The following is a 20776-nucleotide window of genomic DNA, read 5'->3' on the forward strand; positions in this document are numbered from 1 at the left end:
GCCCCCGCGCCCGCGGGGCCCCGCTCGGCCCCCGCGGGGGGGGGCGGCCCCCCCCCCCGCCCGGGCCGGCCCCCCCCCTCGGCGGGGGGGCGGGCCCACCGTCGTGGTGCGGGGGATCAGAACTGGCGGGCCAGGATGGCCTGCTTCACCTCGGCGATCGCCTTGGTCACCTGGATGCCGCGGGGGCACGCGTCGGTGCAGTTGAAGGTCGTGCGGCAGCGCCACACGCCCTCCTTGTCGTTCAGGATCTCCAGGCGCATGTCGCCGGCCTCGTCACGCGAGTCGAAGATGAACCGGTGCGCGTTGACGATGGCGGCCGGGCCGAAGTACTGGCCGTCCGTCCAGAACACCGGGCAGGACGAGGTGCACGCGGCGCACAGGATGCACTTCGTGGTGTCGTCGTAGATCGCCCGGTCGGCCTGGGACTGGTAGCGCTCCTTGGTGGGCGCGTGGCCCTCGGCGACCAGGAACGGCATGATCTCGCGGTAGGACTGGAAGAACGGGTCCATGTCCACGATCAGGTCCTTCTCCACCGGCAGGCCCTTGATGGGCTCCACCAGGATGGGCTTGGACAGGTCGAGGTCCTTCAGGAGCGTCTTGCAGGCCAGTCGGTTGCGGCCGTTGATGCGCATGGCGTCGGAGCCGCACACGCCGTGGGCGCAGGAGCGGCGGAACGACAGGGTGCCGTCGTGGTCCCACTTGACCTTGTGCAGGGCGTCCAGCACGCGGTCGGTGCCGTACATGGTCAGGCGCCACTCGTCCCAGTAGGACTCCTCGGAGGACTCCGGGAGGTAGCGGCGGACCTTGAGCACGATGTCGAAGCTCTCGACCTCGCCTGCGCCGCCGCCGGCGGACTGGGTCTGCGCCTGGGCCACGGGGGCCTCGGTCTCGGTTGCTGAGTGGCTCATCAGTACTTACGCTCCATCGGCTGGTAACGGGTCACGACGACGGGCTTGGTCTCGAAGCGGATGCCCTTGACGCCCTCCATCTCCGCCGTCTCGTCACGGTAGATCATGGTGTGCGCCATGAAGTTCTCGTCGTCGCGATCGGGGTAGTCCTCGCGGTAGTGGCCGCCGCGGGACTCCTTGCGGCCCAGGGCCGCGAGGGTCATCGCCTCGGCGATGTCCAGGAGATAGCCCAGCTCCATGCCCTCGAGCAGGTCGAGGTTGAAGCGGTGGCCCTTGTCCTGGACGGACACGTTCTCGTAGCGCCCGCGCAGCTCCTCGATCTTGGCCAGTGCGCGGCGGATCGAGTCCTCGTCGCGGAAGACCTGCATGTCCGCGTCCATGGACTCCTGGAGCTCGGCGCGGATGTCCGCGACGCGCTCGGAGCCGGTGGCGGAGCGCAGGTTCTCGATGTGCTCCACGGTCGGCAGCTCGCCGCCCTCGGGCAGCTCCACCCAGTCCGCCTGCACGGCGTACTCGGCGGCGTAGATGCCGGCGCGGCGGCCGAACACGTTGATGTCCAGCAGCGAGTTGGTGCCCAGGCGGTTGGACCCGTGCACGGATACGCAGGCCACCTCGCCGGCGGCGTACAGGCCCGGCACGACGGTGTCGTTGTCCTGGAGGACCTCGGCCTTGATGTTCGTGGGGATGCCGCCCATGAAGTAGTGGCAGGTGGGGAACACCGGCACCGGCTCCGTGTAGGGCTCGACGCCCAGGTACGTGCGGGCGAACTCGGTGATGTCCGGGAGCTTCTCGTCGATGTGCGAGGGCTCCAGGTGCGTCAGGTCGAGCAGCACGTAGTCCTTGTTGGGACCGGCGCCGCGGCCCTGACGGACCTCCTCGGCCATGGACCGGGCCACGATGTCGCGCGGGGCGAGGTCCTTGATGGTGGGGGCGTAGCGCTCCATGAAGCGCTCGCCGTCCGCGTTGCGGAGGATGCCGCCCTCGCCGCGTGCGGCCTCGGAGAGCAGGATGCCCAGGCCGGCCAGGCCGGTCGGGTGGAACTGCACGAACTCCATGTCCTCCAGCGGCAGGCCCGCGCGGTAGGCGATGGCCATGCCGTCGCCGGTGAGGGTGTGGGCGTTCGAGGTGGTCTTGTACACCTTGCCGGCGCCGCCGGTGGCGAAGACGACCGACTTGGCCTGGAAGACGTGGATCTCGCCGGTGGCCAGCTCGTAGGAGACGACGCCGGCGGTGCGCTTCTGCTTGTAGGCGGTGCCGTCCTCGCGCACGGCGTCCTCCTCCACCAGCAGCAGGTCGAGCACGTAGAACTCGTTGTAGAACTCCACGTTGTGCTTGACGCAGTTCTGGTACAGCGTCTGGAGGATCATGTGGCCGGTGCGGTCCGCGGCGTAGCAGGCGCGGCGCACGGGCGCCTTGCCGTGGTCACGGGTGTGGCCGCCGAAGCGTCGCTGGTCGATCTTGCCCTCGGGGGTGCGGTTGAAGGGCAGGCCCATCTTCTCGAGGTCGAGCACCGCGTCGATGGCCTCCTTGGCCATGACCTCCGCGGCGTCCTGGTCCACCAGGTAGTCGCCGCCCTTGACGGTGTCGAACGTGTGCCACTCCCAGTTGTCCTCCTCGACGTTGGCGAGGGCCGCGCACATGCCGCCCTGGGCCGCGCCGGTGTGGGAACGCGTGGGGTAGATCTTGGTGAGGACGGCGGTGTGCGCGCGCTGACCGGCCTCGATGGCCGCGCGCATGCCCGCGCCGCCGGCGCCGACGATCACCACGTCGTACTTGTGCACCTGCATTCAGGTCTCTCTTTCTGGGTGTCTGTGACGCGGCGGCCGCTCGGGCCGGCCGCACCGCAGGGTGAACGTTGCCGGGGTCAGCCGCAGAAGGCCGGGGAGCCCTCGAGCAGGGCGCCGGAGGCGTCCACCATGCAGGGATCGAAGGTGAAGATCACCAGGGTGCCGAGGATGATGATCACGGCCGTGGCGATGTACAGGATCATCGTCAGCCAGAAGCGGGCGCTGCCGCGGCGGGTGTAGTCGTTGATGATCGTGCGCACGCCGTTGGCGCCGTGCAGCATGGCCAGCCACAGGAGGGCCAGGTCCCAGAACTGCCACAGCGGGTGCGCCCACTTGCCGGCCACGAAGCCGAAGTCGATGGCGTGGATGCCGTCGCCCACCAGCAGGTTGGTGGTCAGGTGCACGGCGATCAGCACGACGAGGAAGACACCAGAGATGCGCATGAACAGCCAGGCGAGCATCTCGAAGTTGCCGCGGCCGCCGCCGTCGCGCGTGTACTTGGGGTCCAGACGGCGGCTGCGGGGCGCCGCGATGGTGGTCTCAGCGGTGGTGCTCATGGCTCAGTGACCTCCGAGTGCGAGGCTGAAATGACGGATGGCGAAGCCCAGGGTCAGGACGACCCACAGCCCCAGCACGATCCACAGCAGGGTCTTGTGGTGCTGGGTGCCGCCCTTCCAGAAGTCGACCAGGATGATGCGCAGGCCGTTCAGGGCGTGGAAGATGATCGCCGCGACGAGGCCGGCCTCGCCGAGCGCGAAGTACCACGTCTTGTACGAGCCGATCACGGCGTTGTAGGCCTCGGGGGAGACCCGGACCAGGGCCGTGTCCAGCACGTGGACGAGCAGGTAGAAGAAGATGACGACGCCGGTGACGCGGTGGCCCACCCAGGACCACATGCCGCCGTGGCCCCGGTACAGGGTTCCGCGGCCGTTCTTGGCCGGGGCCTGCGCAGTGGCGCTAGACACGGTTGATACCTCCAGGGGGAATGCACGATCCCGGTCCTCCGCCGTGGGACGACGACGGGCAGGGGCGTGTGCGAGTGGATTCCTCCGCCTAGGGTAGACCCTTCCCGCGCCTCCGTGCCCGATCGGGGACCCGGGCGACCACTGTGACGCGTGCGGCGCCCCGCCGCCGTCCTGTTCGGTCTGGGCTGTGCCCCGCCTGGGACGCGTCGAGTGGTCCCCCGTCCGGACGGTTCCGTAGTCTGGGCCGGTGAGCACCGATCCGAACCTGACCGATGCCCCGCGCGAGGCCGCGCCGGGCACGGCCCTGTCCCGCTTCCACGCCGTGATCCCCGCCGGGGGCGTGGGCACCCGCCTGTGGCCCCTCTCGCGGGCCGCCGCGCCGAAGTTCCTCCACGACCTCACCGGCTCGGGCCAGACCCTGATCCGTGCCACGTGGGACCGTCTGGCGCCCCTGGCCGCGGGCATGCTCGTGGTGACCGGGGAGGCCCACCGGGAGGCGGTGTGCACGCAGCTGCCGGCCCTGGCGGAGACGGATCTGGTGCTCGAGCCCTCGCCGAAGGACTCCGCGGCCGCCATCGGCCTGGCCGCGGCGATCCTCTCCCTGCGTGACCCGGACACGATCATGGGCTCGTTCGCGGCGGATCAGGTGATCTCCCCGGTGGAGGTCTTCCAGGACGCGGTGCGGCAGGCCGTCGAGACGGCGGCCACCGGCCGGATCGTGACCATCGGCATCGAGCCCACGCACGCGGCCACGGGCTTCGGCTACATCCGCCGGGGCCGCCGCCTCCGCGTGGCCGGCGCTCCGGACGCGCATGACGTCGCCGCGTTCGTGGAGAAGCCGGACCTGAAGGTCGCCCAGCAGTACGTGAAGTCCGGCCGCTACCTCTGGAACGCGGGCATGTTCGTGGCGCCCGTGGGCCTCATGCTGGCCCACCTCGAGGAGAACGAGCCCGCGCTGCACGCCGGCCTGATGGAGATCGCCCGCGCGTGGGAGACGCCGGAGCGGGACGAGGTCATGGCCCGGGTGTGGCCCGAGCTGACGAAGACCGCCATCGACTACGCCGTGGCCGAGCCCGCCGCCGCCGTCGGCGACGTGGCCGTGATCCCCGGCTCCTTCACGTGGGACGACGTGGGGGATTTCGCGGCGATCGCCCGCCTGAACCCGGTCAAGGACGCCTCCGGCATCACGGTGATCGGCGACACCCCGCGCGTGTACTCGGACGACGCGTCCGGCGTCGTGGTGACGGACACGAAGCGCGTCATCGCGCTGATCGGCATCGAGGACGTCGTCGTGGTGGACACCGAGGACGCGCTGCTGGTCACCACCACGGAGCACGCCCAGGAGGTCAAGAAGGCCGTCGAGGCGCTCAAGGCGGAGGGCGTGGACGAGGTCCTCTGACCGCGTCCCCGGCCGGTCCCGGCCCGCGCCGCCCGGCACCCTCGGAGTAGGGTGCTGGGCCATGACCACCTCCGACTCCGTGCTGACCGGGCCCCGTCCGACCTCCGTCCCCTCGGTGGGCCCCGTGGTGGCCGAGCTCGAGGACGAGATCGTGTCCTTCCGCCGGGACCTGCACCGGCATCCCGAGCTCTCCTATGAGGAGTACCGCACCACCGACCGCATCGTGGAGCTGCTCTCCGGCTATGGGCTCTCGCCCGTGCGGATGGAGTCCACGGGCGCCTACGTGGACGTCGGGGAGGGGCCGGTGGTGCTGGCCCTGCGCGCGGACATCGACGCGCTGCCGGTCGAGGAGGAGACCGGCCTGCCCTACGTGTCCGTCAATGACGGCGTCGCGCACGCGTGCGGCCACGACATGCACACCGCCGTCATGGCGGGTGTGGCCGTCGCCCTCGGCCGCATCCTCCGGGGGGCCACCGCCGACGCCGACCTGCGCGCGGTCGGCGAGCGGGTCCACGGCACGGTCCGCGTCATCTTCCAGCCCGCGGAGGAGCGGCTGCCCGGCGGCTCCCTGGCCGTGCTGCGCCAGGGGATCCTCGACGACGTTCCCCGCATCCTGGCGGCGCACTGCGACCCCCAGGTCGACGTCGGCTCGATCGGCACCCGCATCGGCGCCATCACCTCGGCGGCGGACACCATCCGGATCACCCTCACCGGACGCGGTGGGCACACCTCGCGGCCCCACCTCACCGAGGACATGGTCTTCGCCCTGTCCCAGATCGCCGTGAACGTGCCCGCCGTGCTCTCCCGGCGGATCGACGTGCGCTCGGCCGTCTCCGTGGTGTGGGGGCAGATCGCCGCCGGCAGCGCGCCCAACGCGATCGACAACACCGGCTACCTGGCCGGGACCATGCGCTGCCTCGACGCGGACGTGTGGGAGGAGGCCGGTGCGCTGCTCGACGAGGTGGTCCGGCAGGTGGCCGCGCCGTACGGCGTGCACGTGCAGCTCGAGCACGTGCGCGGCGTCCCGCCGGTGCACAACACCGAGGGCGAGACGGCGCTGATCGAGACCGCGGCGCGGCGGGAGCTCGGCTCGCGGGCGATCGTCCTGACCCCGCAGTCGATGGGCGGCGAGGACTTCGCCTGGATGACCCAGAAGGTGCCCGGCTCCATGCTGCGCCTCGGCACCCGGTCCCCGGGTGGCCCCATCTACGATCTGCACCGCGGGGACTACGCGCCGGACGAGCGGGCCATCGGCGTGGGCATGCGGGTCTTCACCGCCGCCGCGCTGCAGGTGCTCACGGGCGAGGACCACCACTGACCCCGCCGCCCGCACCCGCCGGAGGGGACGGGCCCACCGTTCGGTAGACTCGCGCTCATCCGGACGGGGCCGCCCGCACGGGCCCCGTCTTTCCGCGGCCACCGGCCGCGGACCTCGCACCGTGCCTTCCGAAATGAGGACCCCATGGGCATCGCCACCCCCTCGGCCGCGCGCCGTCGTCGTCTCCTGCTCCCCGCCGCCGCGCTCGGCGTCTCCGGCCTGCTGCTGACCGCGTGCGGCGCCCCGCCGGAGCAGTCCGAGGCCTCGGGCTCCGGCGCCGCCGAGAGCGAGGCCATCGCCACCGTGGACGGCGTCGGCTCGGACAACAAGGACTACAAGGCCTGCATCGTCTCGGACGAGGGCGGCTTCGACGACCGCTCCTTCAACCAGTCCTCCTACGAGGGCCTCAAGGCCGCCGAGAAGGCCTACGGCATCACCACCAGCGAGGCCGAGTCGAACGAGCCCAGCGAGTTCACCCCGAACGTGACCGCCATGGTCAACGCCGACTGCGACGCCGTCATCGGCGTGGGCTTCCTCCTCGGCGACGCCATGAAGCCGATCGCCGCGCAGCACTCGGACACCCACTTCTTCGGCGTGGACGTCACCGCGGAGGGCTTCTCCGACAACTTCCAGAAGCTCACCTACGACACGGCGCAGGCGGCGTTCCTGGCCGGGTACCTGGCGGCGGGCACCACCGAGACCGGCACCGTGGCCACCTATGGCGGCATGGAGATCCCCACCGTCACCATCTTCATGGACGGCTTCGCCCGCGGCGTGGAGCACTACAACGAGGTCAAGGACAAGGACGTCAAGGTCCTGGGCTGGGACAAGGACGCGAAGACCGGTTCCTTCACGGGCGACTTCCAGAACGTGGCCAACGGCAAGACGAACACCGCCAACTTCATCAACGAGGGCGCCGACATCGTGATGCCGGTGGCGGGCCCCGTGGGCCTGGGCACCCTGGACGCCGTCCGCGAGGCGAACCAGGGCGGCAAGGACGTCAAGGTCATCTGGCCGGACTCGGACGGCTACGAGTCCACCAAGGACGGCAACCTGATCCTCACCTCGGTGAAGAAGAACATGGGCCAGTCCGTCTCCGACGTGATCGCCGCGGACCTGAAGGACGAGTTCTCGGCCGAGCCCTACGTGGGCACGCTGGAGAACAAGGGCGTCGAGCTGGCCCCGTTCCACGACTTCGAGGACACGGTGCCGCAGGAGCTCAAGGACGAGCTCAAGGACCTCGAGGCCAAGATCGTCTCGGGCGAGCTGAAGGTCGGCTCGGAGTACTCCCCGGAGGCCTGACCCGCCTCGCCACCGCCGCAGGGCCGGCCCGGACCCCTCCGGACCGGCCCCGCGGCGCGCGGGCGCCCGGCCCGCCCCCGCCGCCGAGCGCGGCACCACGAGCATCGACCAGACGGAAGGCCCTCGATGAGGCTCGAACTGCGCGGGATCACCAAGCGCTTCGGCTCGTTCGCCGCGAACGAGGACGTGAACCTGACCGTGGAGTCGGGGCGGGTGCACACCCTCCTCGGTGAGAACGGCGCCGGCAAGTCCACCCTGATGAACGTCCTCTTCGGGCTCTACGAGCCCACCGAGGGGGAGATCCTGCTCGACGGCGAGCCCGTCCGGTTCTCCGGCCCCGGTGAGGCCATGCGCGCGGGCATCGGCATGGTGCACCAGCACTTCATGCTCGTGCCCGTCTTCACGGTGGCCGAGAACGTGGCCCTCGGCGACGAGCACACCCGCGCCCTGGGCGTGCTCGACCTCGAGGCCACCCGCCGGCGGATCCGGGAGATCTCCGCGCAGTACGGCTTCGACGTGGACCCGGACGCCGTCGTCGAGGACCTGCCCGTGGGCGTGCAGCAGCGCGTCGAGATCATCAAGGCCCTCGTCCGCGACGCACGCATCCTCATCCTGGACGAGCCGACCGCCGTGCTCACCCCCCAGGAGACCGACGAGCTGCTCGGCATCATCCGCCAGCTGCGCGCGGACGGCACGGCGATCGTGTTCATCTCCCACAAGCTGCGCGAGGTCAAGGCCGTCTCGGACGACATCACCGTGCTGCGCCGCGGCCGCGTGGTCGGCACGGCGGACCCCTCCGCCGAGGCCGCCGAGCTGGCCGCCCTCATGGTGGGCCGGAACGTCGTCCTCGAGCGGCGCAAGACGGCCCCCACCTTGGGGGAGGAGACGTTCCGCGTCGAGGACCTCTCCGTCGTCTCGCCCACGGGCCAGGTGCTGCTGGACGCCGTGTCCTTCGCCATCCGCCAGGGCGAGGTCCTCGCCGTGGCCGGTGTGCAGGGCAACGGGCAGACCGAGCTGACCGAGGCGATCATGGGCCTGGTCAAGGCCACCGGCTCCGTCACCCTGGACGGCCGGGAGCTGATCGGCCGGTCCACCCGCCAGATCATCCGCGCCGGCGTCGGCTTCGTGCCCGAGGACCGCTCCACGGACGGGCTCGTCGGCCCGTTCTCCGTGGCGGAGAACATGGTGCTCAACCGGTACGACGTCGCCCCGGCCGGCAACGCCGTGCAGATGCGCCCCGCCGCGGTGCGGGCGCTCGCCGAGCGCCGCGTGGCCGAGTTCGACGTCCGCACCCAGGGCGTGGACCTGCCGGTCTCCTCCCTCTCGGGAGGCAACCAGCAGAAGGTCGTCATGGCCCGCGAGCTCGTGGACGGGCTGCGCCTGTTCATCGCCTCGCAGCCCACGCGCGGCGTGGACGTCGGCTCGATCGAGTTCCTGCACGACCGGATCATCGCCGAGCGCGACGCCGGCACCCCCGTGCTGATCGTCTCCACCGAGCTGGACGAGGTCCTCGAGCTGGCCGACCGGATCGCCGTGATGTACCACGGGCGGATCGTCGGCATCGTGCCGGGGGACACCTCGCGCGAGACGCTCGGCCTCATGATGGCCGGCCAGACCCCCGACGACGCGGCCCTCGCCTCCGGCACGGACGTCGCCGCGGACACGCCCGGCACCACCGGCGCGGCGCCCGCCGCCCACCCCACCACGGAAGGAGAGCGCCCGTGAGCACCGCCGCCCCGCAGCGCCCGGCCCCCGCGCCCGACGCGGCCACCCGGCCCGCCCCCGCCGACTCCGCCCTGCGCCGGATCCTCTCGGGCAACGGCACGGTCACCGTCCTGGCGATCCTGCTGTCCCTGCTCATCTCCGGTCTGCTGATCATCGCCGTGGACGAGGACGTCCGCGATGCCGCCGGCTACTTCTTCGCCCGCCCGAGCGACCTGCTGTCCGCCGCCTGGGCCGCGTTCGCCGGAGCCTTCGCGGCCCTGTTCCGCGGCGCCGTCTTCAACTACCGGGCCTCGGACGCGACGGGCATGCTCTACCCGCTCACCGAGACCCTCACCGTGGCGACCCCGCTGATCATCATCTCGCTGGGCATCGCCATCGCCTTCCGGGCGGGTCTGTTCAACATCGGCGGCCAGGGCCAGTTCATCTTCGGCGCCATGTTCGCCACGTGGTTCGGCGTGCACCTGCACCTGCCGCCCGGCGTGCACCTGCTGCTCGTCGTCGTGATGGGCGTGCTCGGCGGCGTGCTGTGGGGCTCCGTCGTCGGCGTGCTCAAGGCCTGGACGGGCGCGCACGAGGTGATCCTCACGATCATGCTCAACTACGTGGCGGTGAACCTGCTCGCGTACCTGCTGAACACCCCCGTCCTGCGGGCGCCCGGCACCACGAACCCGGTGTCCGCGCCGCTGGACCGCTCCGCCATGTTCCCGCGGCTGCTGGGGACCGACTTCCGGCTGCACTGGGGCTTCTTCGTCGCACTGCTGGCCGTGCTCTTCACGTGGTGGCTGATGCAGCGCTCCACCCTCGGCTTCCGTCTGCGGGCCGTGGGCGCCAACCCGGACGCCGCCCGCACGGCCGGCATCTCCGTCAAGGGCTCCTACCTGGCCGCCATGGCGATCTCCGGCGGCCTCGCCGGCCTGGCCGGCGCCACCCACGTCGCCGGCACGGAGAGCACGCTGAACACCTCCGTGGCCGGGTCCTTCGGCTTCGACGCGATCACGGTGGCCCTGCTCGGCCGGTCCCACCCGGTGGGCGTGCTGTTCGCGGGCCTGCTCTTCGGCGCCCTGCGCGCCGGCGGCGTGACCATGCAGACCGAGACCGGGGTGCCGGTCGACATCGTCCTCGTGGTGCAGTCCGTGATCGTGCTGCTCATCGCGGCCCCGCCGCTGGTGCGCGCCATCTTCCGGCTGCCCGCCCCGGGCGCCGCCCGCGCCCGCCGCGCCGCCGACCCCGTGACCCAGCCCGCCGTGGCTGGCGCCGTGGTGACCGGCGCCGGCGGCCACGCCGCCGCCCCGTCCACGGGCGTCCAGGAGGCCGCGGCGGCCGCCGTCGCGGACCCGCAGGCTCCGACCACGCAGCCCACGGACACGGCCCCGACCCACCGCCCGCACGAGCAGAAGGGGGACGCCCGATGAGCGCGACCGCCGCCCGGCCCCACGCCGACGTCGTCCGCCCCGAGGCCGCCGAGCCCGCCCGGGTCGTGGTCCGGCACTGGACCACCCCGATCGCCCTGACGATCCTGACCCTGCTGGCCCTGGCCGTCTTCGCCCTCGGCGCCCCCGAGGCGGCGGCGACCTTCCGACTCTCGAACGCGTCCGACGCCGTCGTGCTCCCGGACCTGACCGCCGACCCCGTGCTGGGGGGCTGGCTGCTCGTCGGGCTCATGGCGGTGCTGACCGCGGTGGCCTGGCTGGCGACCCTGCGCTCGGGGCGCACCCCCGGCTGGGCCGCGGCCCTGTTCGCCGTCGCCTTCGTGGCCGCGTTCCTCATCTGGGTGATCGGCTCGGCGGACAACACCACCGTGTTCCTCACCGGCCTGATCGCCGGCTCGTTCGCGCTGGCCGTCCCGCTGATCTTCGGCTCGATGGCCGGCATCCTGGCCGAGCGCTCGGGCGTGGTGAACATCGCGATCGAGGGTCAGCTGCTGGCGGGCGCGTTCACGGCCGCCGTCGTCGGCACCGCCACCGGCTCGCCCTGGGCGGGCCTGGCCGCCGCGATCGTGGCCGGCGTCCTCGTGTCCTGGCTGCTCGCCGTGTTCTCGATCAAGTACCTGGTCAACCAGGTGATCGTCGGCGTCGTGCTCAACGTGCTCGTGGCCGGCCTGACGAGCTTCCTGTACTCCACCGTCCTCACGGGCGGGGACACCGAGCTCAACGCGCCGCCGCACTTCCCGAACCTGCGGATCCCGGGCCTGGCGGACATCCCCGTGCTCGGGCCCATCCTGTTCGACCAGACGATCCTGGGCTACGCGATGTACCTGCTCGTCATCGCGCTGTGGTTCGCCCTGTTCCGCACCCGCTGGGGCCTGCGCGTGCGCGCCGTGGGCGAGCACCCCAAGGCCGCGGACACCGTGGGCATCGACGTGAACCGCACGCGGTACGCCGCCGTCCTGCTGGGCGGTGCGGTGGCCGGCATGGGCGGGGCGTTCTTCACGCTCGTCTCCGCGTCGTCCTTCACCAAGGAGATGACGGCGGGCCAGGGCTTCATCGCGCTCGCGGCCGTGATCTTCGGCCGCTGGAACCCGATCGGCGCGTTCTTCGCGGCGCTGCTGTTCGGCTTCGCCACCAACATGCAGTACGTCCTGGCGATCCTCGGCACCCCGGTGCCGAGCCAGTTCATGGCGATGCTCCCGTACCTCGTCACGGTGTTCGCCGTGGCCGGCCTCGTGGGCCGCTCGCGCGGCCCGGCCGCCTCGGGCGTGCCGTACGTGAAGGAGTAGCCGTGGCGGACGGGCAGCACACGACGACGGCGCCGCGCGTGGACTGGGACCGGCTGCGGGCCGCGGCCCTGGCCGCCACGGAGCACGCCTACGTGCCCTACTCGGGGTTCCGGGTGGGCGCCGCCGCGCTCACCGACGACGGCCGCCTCGTCTCGGGCTGCAACATCGAGAACGCGTCCTACGGGCTGACCCTGTGCGCCGAGTGCGCGCTGCTGGCCGACCTGCGCATGGGCGGGGGCGGCCGACTGGCCGCGTTCGTGTGCGTGGACGGCGAGGGCGTGCTCACCATGCCCTGCGGGCGGTGCCGCCAGCTGCTGTACGAGTTCCGCGCCCCCGGGCTCGTGCTGCTCACCCCGGCGGGGGAGCGGGGGATCGACGCGGTGCTGCCGGACGCCTTCGGCCCGGCCGACCTGGAGCGGGCGGACCGTCCCTGACCTGCGGCGCGCTCCCGGGCCCGCTCGCTAGAGTCGGAGGCTGACCGTCGCAGCCGTCCTCCGAGGAGAACCCCATGACCGCGCAGCCGCAGGCCGAGCCCTTCGACGCCGTCGAGGTGATCCGCACCAAGCGGGACCGGGGGACGCTGTCGCCCGAGCAGATCGACTGGGTGGTGGACGCGTACACCCGCGGCGTGGTGGCGGACGAGCAGATGTCCGCCCTGGCCATGGCGATCCTGCTCAACGGCATGGACCGCGCCGAGATCGCCCGCTGGACGGACGCGATGATCGCCTCGGGCGAGCGCATGGACTTCGGCGGGCTCACCACCCCGGACGGCCGCCCCCTGGCCACCGCGGACAAGCACTCCACCGGCGGCGTGGGGGACAAGATCACCCTACCGCTGGCCCCGCTCGTGGCCTCCTTCGGGGTGGCGGTGCCGCAGCTGTCCGGCCGCGGCCTCGGGCACACCGGCGGCACCCTGGACAAGCTCGAGGCGATCCCCGGGTGGCGGGCCGACCTCAGCAACGAGGCGATGCTGCGCCAGCTCTCCGAGGTGGGCGCCGTGATCTGCGCCGCCGGCTCGGGCCTGGCCCCGGCGGACAAGCGCCTGTACGCCCTGCGCGACGTCACCGGCACGGTGGAGGCCATCCCGCTGATCGCCTCCTCGATCATGTCCAAGAAGATCGCCGAGGGCACCGGTGCCCTCGTGCTGGACGTCAAGTGCGGCTCGGGCGCCTTCATGAAGGATGAGGCGTCCGCCCGCGAACTGGCCCGGACCATGGTGGACCTCGGCCGCGACGCCGGGGTGGACACCTCGGCGCTGCTCACGGACATGTCCGTGCCCCTGGGCCGGACGGCCGGCAACGCCCTCGAGGTCCGCGAGTCGGTGGAGGTGCTCGCCGGCGGCGGCCCGGCCGACGTCGTGGAGCTCACCGTGGCGCTCGCCGCCGCGATGCTCGCCGGCGCCGGGGTCACGGACGTGGACCCGGCCGAGCACCTGGCCAACGGCCGGGCGATGGACGTGTGGAACCGGATGATCGAGGCCCAGGGCGGCGACCCCCGCGCGGCCCTCCCGACGGCGGCCCACACCGAGGACGTCGTCGCGGAGACGGACGGCGTCCTCAGCGAGCTGGACGCGATGGCCGTGGGCCTGGCCGCGTGGCGCCTCGGCGCCGGGCGGGAGCGGCAGGGCCAGGCCGTCCAGGCCGCGGCCGGCGTCGAGGTGCACGTGCGCCCCGGCGAGCGCGTGGCCCGGGGTCAGAAGGTGCTGACCCTGCACACGGACACGCCGGAGCGCTTCGAGCGGGCGAAGGCCGCGCTCGCCGGCGGCTGGGCCGTCGGCGAGCTCGACGACGACGCCGCCCGGACCCTGCGGGAGCGCTCCGTGATCCTGGACCGGATCGGCTGACCGGATGCTCGCGTGGCTCGAGGAGGCGATCCTCCACGCCTCCGCGCAGTGGTGGGTCCTGCCGCTGACGCTGCTGCTGTGCCTGTTCGACGGCATCGTGCCGATCTTCCCGTCGGAGTCGGTGCTGGTGGCCCTCGGCGCGATCGTCCGCGACGGGCACCCGTTCTCCCTGTGGGCGCTGTGGGGGGTCGGCTTCGCGGGCGCGTTCCTGGGGGACGTGGCCGCGTACGCGATTGGCCGTGCCGTGGGCGTGGAGCGGTTCCGGTGGATGCGGCTGCGGCGGGTGCGGGCCACGGTCGAGGTCGCCCGTCACCACCTGCACAGCCACGGCGCGCTGCTGCTGTTCACCGCCCGGTTCATCCCCGGCGGCCGCGTGGCCCTGAACCTCACGGCCGGCGCCACCCGCTATCCGCCGGTGCGGTTCGTGGCGCTGGACCTGCTCTCCACGGCCAGCTGGGCCGCGTACTCGATCATGATCGCGCGCCTGACCGCGGGCTGGCTGGAGAACCCGGTGCTGCAGATCGCCGTCTCCGTGACGGGTGCCGCGCTCGTGGGCCTGCTGCTGGACCGTCTGCTCAAGGCCCTGCTGCGCCGCCGGCTGGGCGCCGGGGTGAAGGGCCTCACCCTGGCCGAGCAGGAGGCCCTGCGCTGAGCGCCCTGCCGTAGAGTGACGCCCGTGACGACGACGCAGCTTCCGGACACCGCATCCCCCTCCCCGCTCGAGGTCGACCTGGCCGTCCTGCCCAAGGTCTCCCTCCACGACCACCTCGACGGCGGCCTGCGCGTGGGCACCGTCCTCGACCTGGCCCGCGAGGCCGGCGTCGAGGTCCCCGCGGACACCGTCGAGGGCCTGGCCGAGTGGATCGCCGAGCACGCCAACGGCGAGTCCCTCGAGAAGTACCTGCAGGTCTTCGCCCTGACCACCGCCGTGATGCAGACCCGCGAGCAGCTGCGCCGCGTGGCCCGCGAGTTCGTCGAGGACCTGGTCGCCGACGGCGTCGTCTACGGCGAGATCCGCTGGGCCCCCGAGCAGCACCTGGCCGGCGGGCTGAGCCTGGACGAGGCCGTCGAGGCCGTGCAGGCCGGCCTGGACGAGGCGGTCGAGGCCGCCGACGCCGCGGGCCACGTGATCCGCGTGGGCCAGCTGGTCACCGCGATGCGGCACGCCGACCGGGCCCAGGAGATCGCCGAGCTGGCCGTGCGCCACCGCGAGGCCGGCGTCGTGGGCTTCGACATCGCGGGCGCCGAGGCCGGGTTCCCGCCCTCCCGCTTCGCCGACACCTTCACGTGGCTGGCCGCCCACCACCTGCCCGTCACCGTGCACGCGGGCGAGGGCGACGGCCTGGACTCCGTCCGCTCGGCCCTCGTGGACGGCCGCGCCCTGCGCCTGGGCCACGGCGTGCGCCTGGCCGAGGACATCTCGGTGGAGTACGGCGGCGTGGACGAGGATGGCGAGCAGCTGGACGAGCTGACCGGCATCGTGGACCTGGGCGAGACCGCCGCGTGGGTGCGGGACCGGCAGATCGCCCTGGAGGTCTGCCCGTCCTCGAACCTGCAGACCGGCGCGGTGGACGCCGCGGCGGGCATCGCGGGCCATCCCATCGACCTGCTCGTGCAGCTCGGCTTCCGCGTCACCGTGAACACGGACAACCGGCTCGTCTCGGACGTGTCCCTGACCGACGAGCTCTACCTGCTCGCCGAGACCTTCGGCTACTCGCTCTCCGAGCTGCTGGACCTGCAGCTCAACGCCGCCGAGGCCGCCTTCCTGTCCGTGGACGAGCGCGAGGACCTCGCCGAGATCCTCGTGGCCGGCTGGGGCGAGGTCATCTCCGGCGACGCCGTCGGCCCGGTCCTCGAGGAGCTGGACGACGAGGACGAGGACGACTGATCCGCCCGTGAGCGCGAGTGTGGACCGTCTGGTGGCGGTGGTCGAGGCCCTGCGCGACCACTGCCCCTGGACGGCCGAGCTCACCCACGCCGACCTCGCCGAGTACCTCGTGGAGGAGGCGTACGAGGCGGTGGCGGAGATCGAGTCCCGCGACGCCGCCGCATGGGCCGACGTGCCCGCGCGTCGGGCCGACGGCGCGTATCCCGCCCTGGCCGCCGAGCTCGGGGACGTCCTGTTCCAGGTGGTCCTGCACGCCGCCGTCTCCCGGGCGCCGGGCGCCCCGGCGGAGACGGCCGGGTTCCGCCTGGACGACGCGGCCGACGCCCTCACCGCCAAGATGATCCGGCGCAACCCGCTCGTGCTCACTCCCGAGGGCGGCCTGCGCCCGGCCGAGGAGCTCGCCGCCGTCACGCCCGAGGCCGTCGAGCTGGCCTGGGAGCGGGTCAAGGCGCAGGAGCGGGCCGCCGCGGGGCTCTCGTCCGCCGCCCCGGCCCACGGCGACGGCGGCACCGGCCCGGGCCTCGACGTCGGCGGCATCCCGGCCCGGCTGCCGGCGCTGGCCGCCGCCGCGAAGGTGGTCGACCGCGCGGCCCGGCAGGAGCCGGACCCGCTCGCCGCGCACGTCCCGGCGCCGGCCGCCGAGGCGGGAGAGCGCCCGGCGGCGGTGTGGCCGGGCGAGGCCGCGCTCGGGGCGGAGCTGTTCGCGCTGGTGCGTCGGGCCCGGGCGGCGGGGCTGGACCCCGAACGGGCCCTGCGCACCACGGTGGCCCGGGTGCGTGCGGGGGACTGGTCGGCGCTGCGTCCGTCCGGCTGACGCGACGCCGCTCCGGCCCGGCCGCAGTCCCGACCGCGCCCCAGCGACATCGCAGCAGGGGGGAACGGCGGTCTTGTCGCCGGCGCGCGGCCGACCGGAACCTGAGGTCCCCGCTAGGCTGAGGCCGTGTCCACGCCGCGGGCACGACTTCCGACTTCGATTGAAGGAGACCCGTCCATGGCCCTGATCGACGCCATCCACGCTCGCGAGATCCTCGACTCGCGCGGCAACCCCACCGTCGAGGTGGAGGTCCTGCTGACCGACGGCTCCCTGGGCCGCGCGGCCGTGCCCTCGGGCGCGTCCACCGGCGAGTTCGAGGCGGTCGAGCGCCGTGACGGGGACAAGAAGCGCTACGGCGGCAAGGGTGTGCTGGACGCCGTCGCCGCCGTCGAGGGCATCGCGGAGGAGCTCGAGGGCGAGTTCGCCGCGGACCAGCGCGCCGTGGACCGTGCGATGCGGGACCTGGACGGCACCCCCAACAAGGGCAAGCTGGGCGCGAACGCGATCCTGGGCGTGTCCATGGCCGTCGCCGCGGCCGCCGCGCAGGCCTCCGACCTCATGCTCTACAAGTACCTGGGCGGCCCGAACGCCCACGTGCTGCCCGTGCCGATGATGAACATCCTCAACGGCGGCGCCCACGCGGACTCCAACGTGGACATCCAGGAGTTCATGATCGCCCCGATCGGCGCCCCGTCCTTCCGTGAGGCCCTGCGCTGGGGCACCGAGGTCTACCACGCCCTGAAGTCCGTGCTGCAGGAGAAGGGCCTGTCCACCGGCCTGGGCGACGAGGGCGGGTTCGCCCCGTCCCTGGAGTCCAACCGCGCCGCCCTGGACCTCATCGCCGAGGCCGTGACGAAGGCCGGCTACCGCCTGGGCGAGGACATCGCGCTGGCGCTGGACGTCGCCTCCTCCGAGTTCTTCGACAAGGGCTCCTACACCTTCGAGGGCCAGCAGCGCTCCGCCGAGGAGATGGCCGCCTACTACACCGAGCTGGTGGACAACTACCCGATCGTCTCCATCGAGGACCCGCTCGACGAGGACGACTGGGACGGCTGGCAGCACCTGACGGCGCAGCTGGGCGATCGCGTCCAGCTGGTGGGCGACGACCTGTTCGTCACCAACGTGGAGCGGCTGCAGCGCGGCATCGACGAGAAGGCCGGCAACGCCCTGCTCGTGAAGGTCAACCAGATCGGCTCCCTGACCGAGACCTTCGACGCGATCTCCCTGGCCCAGCGCCACATGTTCCACTGCATGATCTCGCACCGCTCGGGCGAGACCGAGGACACGTTCATCGCGGACCTCGCGGTGGCCACCAACGCCGGCCAGATCAAGACCGGCGCCCCGGCCCGCTCGGACCGCGTGGCCAAGTACAACCAGCTGCTGCGCATCGAGGAGGACCTGGCCGACGCCGCCGTCTACGCGGGCCGCTCCGCCTTCCCGCGCTTCCGCGGCTGACCGTCCCGACGACGACGCGCGGGCCCGCTCGGATCCTTCCGGGCGGGCCCGCGCCCGTCCCGGGGGCGGCCAGGAGCCTGCCAGGGGCGGGCAGTAGGCTGTGAGGGTCCCCGCCACGCGTCCGAAGGAGTCCGCGATGAGTCCGCGCCGCCCCCGCGTGCCCCGTGTCGACCCGACGACGGGCGCCCCGCGCCGGCCCGCCGTCGCGGCCCCGGCGGCCCCGACGACGGCCTCCCCGCAGGCGGACGCGCCCACGCCGACCCCTGAGGCCACCACGCCGACGCCCGCGGCGACGGACGCCGAGGTCATCGACCTGCACAGCGTCCAGGAGCGCCGCCAGGCCGGTCACCACGGACACCTGGACGGGCACCCGGACGCGGACCGGGCCGACACGGCCCCCGCCGAGGACACCGCCGCCCCCGCGTCCCCGTCGGCACCCCCGCGCCGGACGGCGCCGGCCCGCCCGGCCGGGCGTCGGCCCCGGCCCGCCCCCCGCCGCGCCGCATCGGCCGCCGCCACGGCCGCCCGCCGTCGGGCCCCGCTGCCGGAGCCGGTGCCGGCCCGGCAGATCACGGGCCGCGCGCTCATCGTCGTCGCCGTGCTGCTGGTGGCCGCCGTCCTGGTGGCGCCCACTCTGCGCGCGTTCCTGAACCAGCAGCTGGAGATCTCGGCCGCGCGCGAGGAGATCGCCGCCATGCAGGCTCAGCGCGAGGACTACGAGCGGCGGATCCAGCTGTGGGACGATCCCTCCTACGTGACCCAGCAGGCGCGTGAGCGTCTCGAGCTGGTCATGCCGGGGGAGACCCTGTACTCCGTGACGGGGCGGCCCTCCGAGACCGAGACCGACACCGAGGCCGAGGACACGCCCGCCGCCGGCGCGGACGAGACCGTCAACACCCGCCTGCCGTGGGCCGAGGGCCTGTGGGACTCGGCCGTCCGCGCCGGGCTCGAGTGAGTCCCGCGTCCCGCCCCCGCCCGCACCACCCCCGCACCCCCGAGGACACCATGACCGTCAGCCCCCGCCCCGCCCAGGACCGCACCGTCACCGAGAAGGACCTGGACACCCTGTCCCGCCAGCTCGGCCGCCCGGTCCGGGACGTCGTGGAGATCGGCGCCCGCTGCGTGTGCGGCAACCCCCTCGTGGCGACCACCGCGCCGCGCCTCTCCAACGGCATCCCGTTCCCCACGACCTTCTACCTGACGCACCCCGTGCTGACGGCGGCGGTCTCGCGCGTGGAGGCGGACGGGGAGATGGCGCGCATGAACGACCGCCTCGCCCAGGACCCCGTGCTCGCCGCCGCGCACCGCGCCGCGCACGAGGCCTACATCGCCGAGCGGGACCGGGTCGGGGCCGAGGCCGGCACGGGGCCCGTCCCGGAGATCGCCGGGGTCTCGGCCGGCGGCATGCCCGAGCGCGTGAAGTGCCTGCACGCCCTCGTGGGCCACGCGCTCGCGGCCGGGCCGGGGGTGAACCCGCTCGGGGACGAGGCGATCGCCCTGGTGGCCCCGTGGTGGACGCCCGAGGTCTGCGCGTGCGAGGGCGCGTGGGACGAGGCCGCGGCGGTGCCCACGAAGGACCTGTCCCGGCACGTGAGGCACCTCGAACGCGTCGCCGCGCTCAAGGAGGTCACGGTGGCCGGCGTGGACTGCGGCACGAACTCCATCCGCCTGCTGATCTCCCGGCCGGCCGGGACGGACGAGACCACCGGCGCCGGGGCCGACCCGGCGGCGCCGCTGGCCGACGTCGTGCGCGAGATGCGCGTGGTGCGCCTGGGCGAGGGCGTGGACGCCACCGGCGCGTTCTCCGACGCCGCGCTGGAGCGCACCTTCGCGGCGGTCGACGAGTACGCCCGCCTGGTCCAGCGCCACCACGCCGGCCGGGTCCGGTTCGTGGCCACCTCCGCCAGCCGGGACGTCTCCAACCGGGCCGCGTTCGTCGACGGCGTCCGGGAGCGGCTCGGCGTCGAGCCGGAGGTCGTCTCGGGCGCCGAGGAGGCCGGCCTGTCCTTCCCGGGCGCCGTCTCCGCCGTCGAGACCGCGGACCTGGGCCCGGAGGACCTCGTGCTCGTCGTGGACCTCGGCGGCGGCTCCACCGAGCTGGTCGTCGGCACGCCCGCGGGCGAGGTCGTGGGCGCGGTCAGCCTGGACATGGGCTGCGTGCGGTTCACCGAGCGTCATCTGCGCTCCGACCCCCCGACGTCGGATGAGGTCACCGCGGCCCGCGCAGACGCGCTCCGTCTCCTCGACGACGCCGCCGCCCGCCTGCCGCTGGAACGCGTGGCGCGCGTGGTCGGCGTGGCCGGCTCGGTGACCACCGTGACCGCCGAGGCCCTCGGGCTCAGCACGTACGAGCCCGAGGCCATCCACGGTGCGCGCCTGCCGATCGCCGAGTTCCGCGCGGCGGCGGAGGGCCTCGTGGCGGCGACCCGGGCCGAACGCGCCGAGCGGGGGTTCATGCACCCGGGACGGGTGGACGTGATCGGCGCGGGCGCGCTGCTGTGGAGCACCGTCCTGGAGCGGGTGGCCGAGGTCGCGGGCGTCACCGAGGCCTGGGCGAGCGAGCACGACATCCTGGACGGGATCGTGCTCTCGCTGCGGTCCTGACCACGACGGCGGAGAGTGGAGGGGCCGGGCCCGTGCGTGCGTAGACTGGCGG

General features: G+C 73.2%; 18 protein-coding genes. 14 read left to right on the forward strand and 4 right to left on the reverse strand.

Going from position 1 to position 20776, the window contains the following annotated elements; genetic code table 11:
* Positions 1-116: 116 nt before the first annotated feature.
* The 4 genes from KVS67_RS09535 to sdhC all read right to left on the reverse strand — a co-directional run bounded on the left by KVS67_RS09535 (position 117) and on the right by sdhC (position 3660).
* Entirely contained in the window at positions 117-908 is a 792-nt protein-coding gene (locus KVS67_RS09535) for a succinate dehydrogenase iron-sulfur subunit (protein ID WP_036381948.1), read from the reverse strand.
* Complete coding sequence (sdhA, locus tag KVS67_RS09540; RefSeq protein WP_036381944.1) at positions 908-2695, reverse strand: succinate dehydrogenase flavoprotein subunit; 1788 nt, start codon at positions 2693-2695, stop codon at positions 908-910. Before sdhA ends, KVS67_RS09535 begins: the two co-directional genes overlap by 1 nt.
* 77 nt (positions 2696-2772) lie before the next feature.
* A complete protein-coding gene (locus tag KVS67_RS09545; RefSeq protein WP_036314556.1) occupies positions 2773-3252 on the reverse strand; it encodes a succinate dehydrogenase hydrophobic membrane anchor subunit in 480 nt (159 codons plus the stop codon).
* A 3-nt stretch (positions 3253-3255) separates the two neighbouring features.
* Entirely contained in the window at positions 3256-3660 is a 405-nt protein-coding gene (gene sdhC / locus KVS67_RS09550) for a succinate dehydrogenase, cytochrome b556 subunit (protein ID WP_078025777.1), read from the reverse strand.
* Between the two features lie 247 nt (positions 3661-3907).
* On the opposite strand from sdhC, the gene KVS67_RS09555 reads away from it, so the two are divergent.
* The 14 genes from KVS67_RS09555 (at position 3908) to KVS67_RS14405 (ending at position 20724) form a co-directional block, all read left to right on the forward strand.
* Complete coding sequence (locus KVS67_RS09555; protein ID WP_002856569.1) at positions 3908-5059, forward strand: mannose-1-phosphate guanylyltransferase; 1152 nt, start codon at positions 3908-3910, stop codon at positions 5057-5059.
* A gap of 61 nt (positions 5060-5120) precedes the next feature.
* Complete coding sequence (locus KVS67_RS09560) at positions 5121-6377, forward strand: amidohydrolase (protein ID WP_078025776.1); 1257 nt, start codon at positions 5121-5123, stop codon at positions 6375-6377.
* 144 nt (positions 6378-6521) lie between these two features.
* Positions 6522-7679, forward strand: a complete 1158-nt coding sequence (locus KVS67_RS09565) for a BMP family protein (protein WP_036381938.1) — start codon at positions 6522-6524, stop codon at positions 7677-7679.
* A 126-nt stretch (positions 7680-7805) separates the two neighbouring features.
* Positions 7806-9404 (forward strand): ABC transporter ATP-binding protein, encoded by a 1599-nt coding sequence (locus KVS67_RS09570; RefSeq protein WP_036381935.1) that lies wholly within the window; start codon positions 7806-7808, stop codon positions 9402-9404.
* The gene (locus KVS67_RS09575; protein WP_217565289.1) at positions 9401-10816 is read left to right on the forward strand and encodes an ABC transporter permease; all 1416 of its coding nucleotides are present in this window, start codon (positions 9401-9403) and stop codon (positions 10814-10816) included. The genes KVS67_RS09570 and KVS67_RS09575 overlap by 4 nt, the downstream gene beginning before the upstream one ends.
* A complete protein-coding gene (locus KVS67_RS09580; protein ID WP_036384847.1) occupies positions 10813-12120 on the forward strand; it encodes an ABC transporter permease in 1308 nt (435 codons plus the stop codon). Before KVS67_RS09575 ends, KVS67_RS09580 begins: the two co-directional genes overlap by 4 nt.
* Positions 12121-12122: 2 nt before the next feature.
* The gene (locus KVS67_RS09585) at positions 12123-12554 is read left to right on the forward strand and encodes a cytidine deaminase (protein WP_010079337.1); all 432 of its coding nucleotides are present in this window, start codon (positions 12123-12125) and stop codon (positions 12552-12554) included.
* Between the two features lie 74 nt (positions 12555-12628).
* A complete protein-coding gene (locus tag KVS67_RS09590; RefSeq protein ID WP_036384849.1) occupies positions 12629-13963 on the forward strand; it encodes a thymidine phosphorylase in 1335 nt (444 codons plus the stop codon).
* A 4-nt stretch (positions 13964-13967) separates the two neighbouring features.
* Positions 13968-14615: a DedA family protein gene (locus KVS67_RS09595; RefSeq protein WP_036384855.1), complete on the forward strand. Its 648-nt coding sequence runs from the start codon at positions 13968-13970 to the stop codon at positions 14613-14615.
* A gap of 24 nt (positions 14616-14639) precedes the next feature.
* Positions 14640-15851 (forward strand): adenosine deaminase, encoded by a 1212-nt coding sequence (locus KVS67_RS09600; protein WP_036384864.1) that lies wholly within the window; start codon positions 14640-14642, stop codon positions 15849-15851.
* A 7-nt stretch (positions 15852-15858) separates the two neighbouring features.
* Entirely contained in the window at positions 15859-16665 is an 807-nt protein-coding gene (locus KVS67_RS09605) for a MazG nucleotide pyrophosphohydrolase domain-containing protein (protein WP_217565290.1), read from the forward strand.
* A 177-nt stretch (positions 16666-16842) separates the two neighbouring features.
* The gene (eno, locus tag KVS67_RS09610; RefSeq protein ID WP_002856553.1) at positions 16843-18120 is read left to right on the forward strand and encodes a phosphopyruvate hydratase; all 1278 of its coding nucleotides are present in this window, start codon (positions 16843-16845) and stop codon (positions 18118-18120) included.
* A gap of 136 nt (positions 18121-18256) precedes the next feature.
* Positions 18257-19075 carry a septum formation initiator family protein gene (locus KVS67_RS09615; protein WP_002856544.1) on the forward strand — a complete coding sequence of 273 codons (819 nt, stop codon included), beginning with the start codon at positions 18257-18259 and terminating at the stop codon, positions 19073-19075.
* A gap of 50 nt (positions 19076-19125) precedes the next feature.
* Positions 19126-20724, forward strand: coding sequence for a DUF501 domain-containing protein (locus tag KVS67_RS14405; protein WP_069941636.1), 1599 nt, complete (start codon positions 19126-19128; stop codon positions 20722-20724).
* Positions 20725-20776: the final 52 nt, after the last annotated feature.

The sequence above is a fragment of the Micrococcus sp. GbtcB5 genome (assembly GCF_019091605.1).
Lineage (GTDB): Bacteria > Actinomycetota > Actinomycetes > Actinomycetales > Micrococcaceae > Micrococcus > Micrococcus luteus.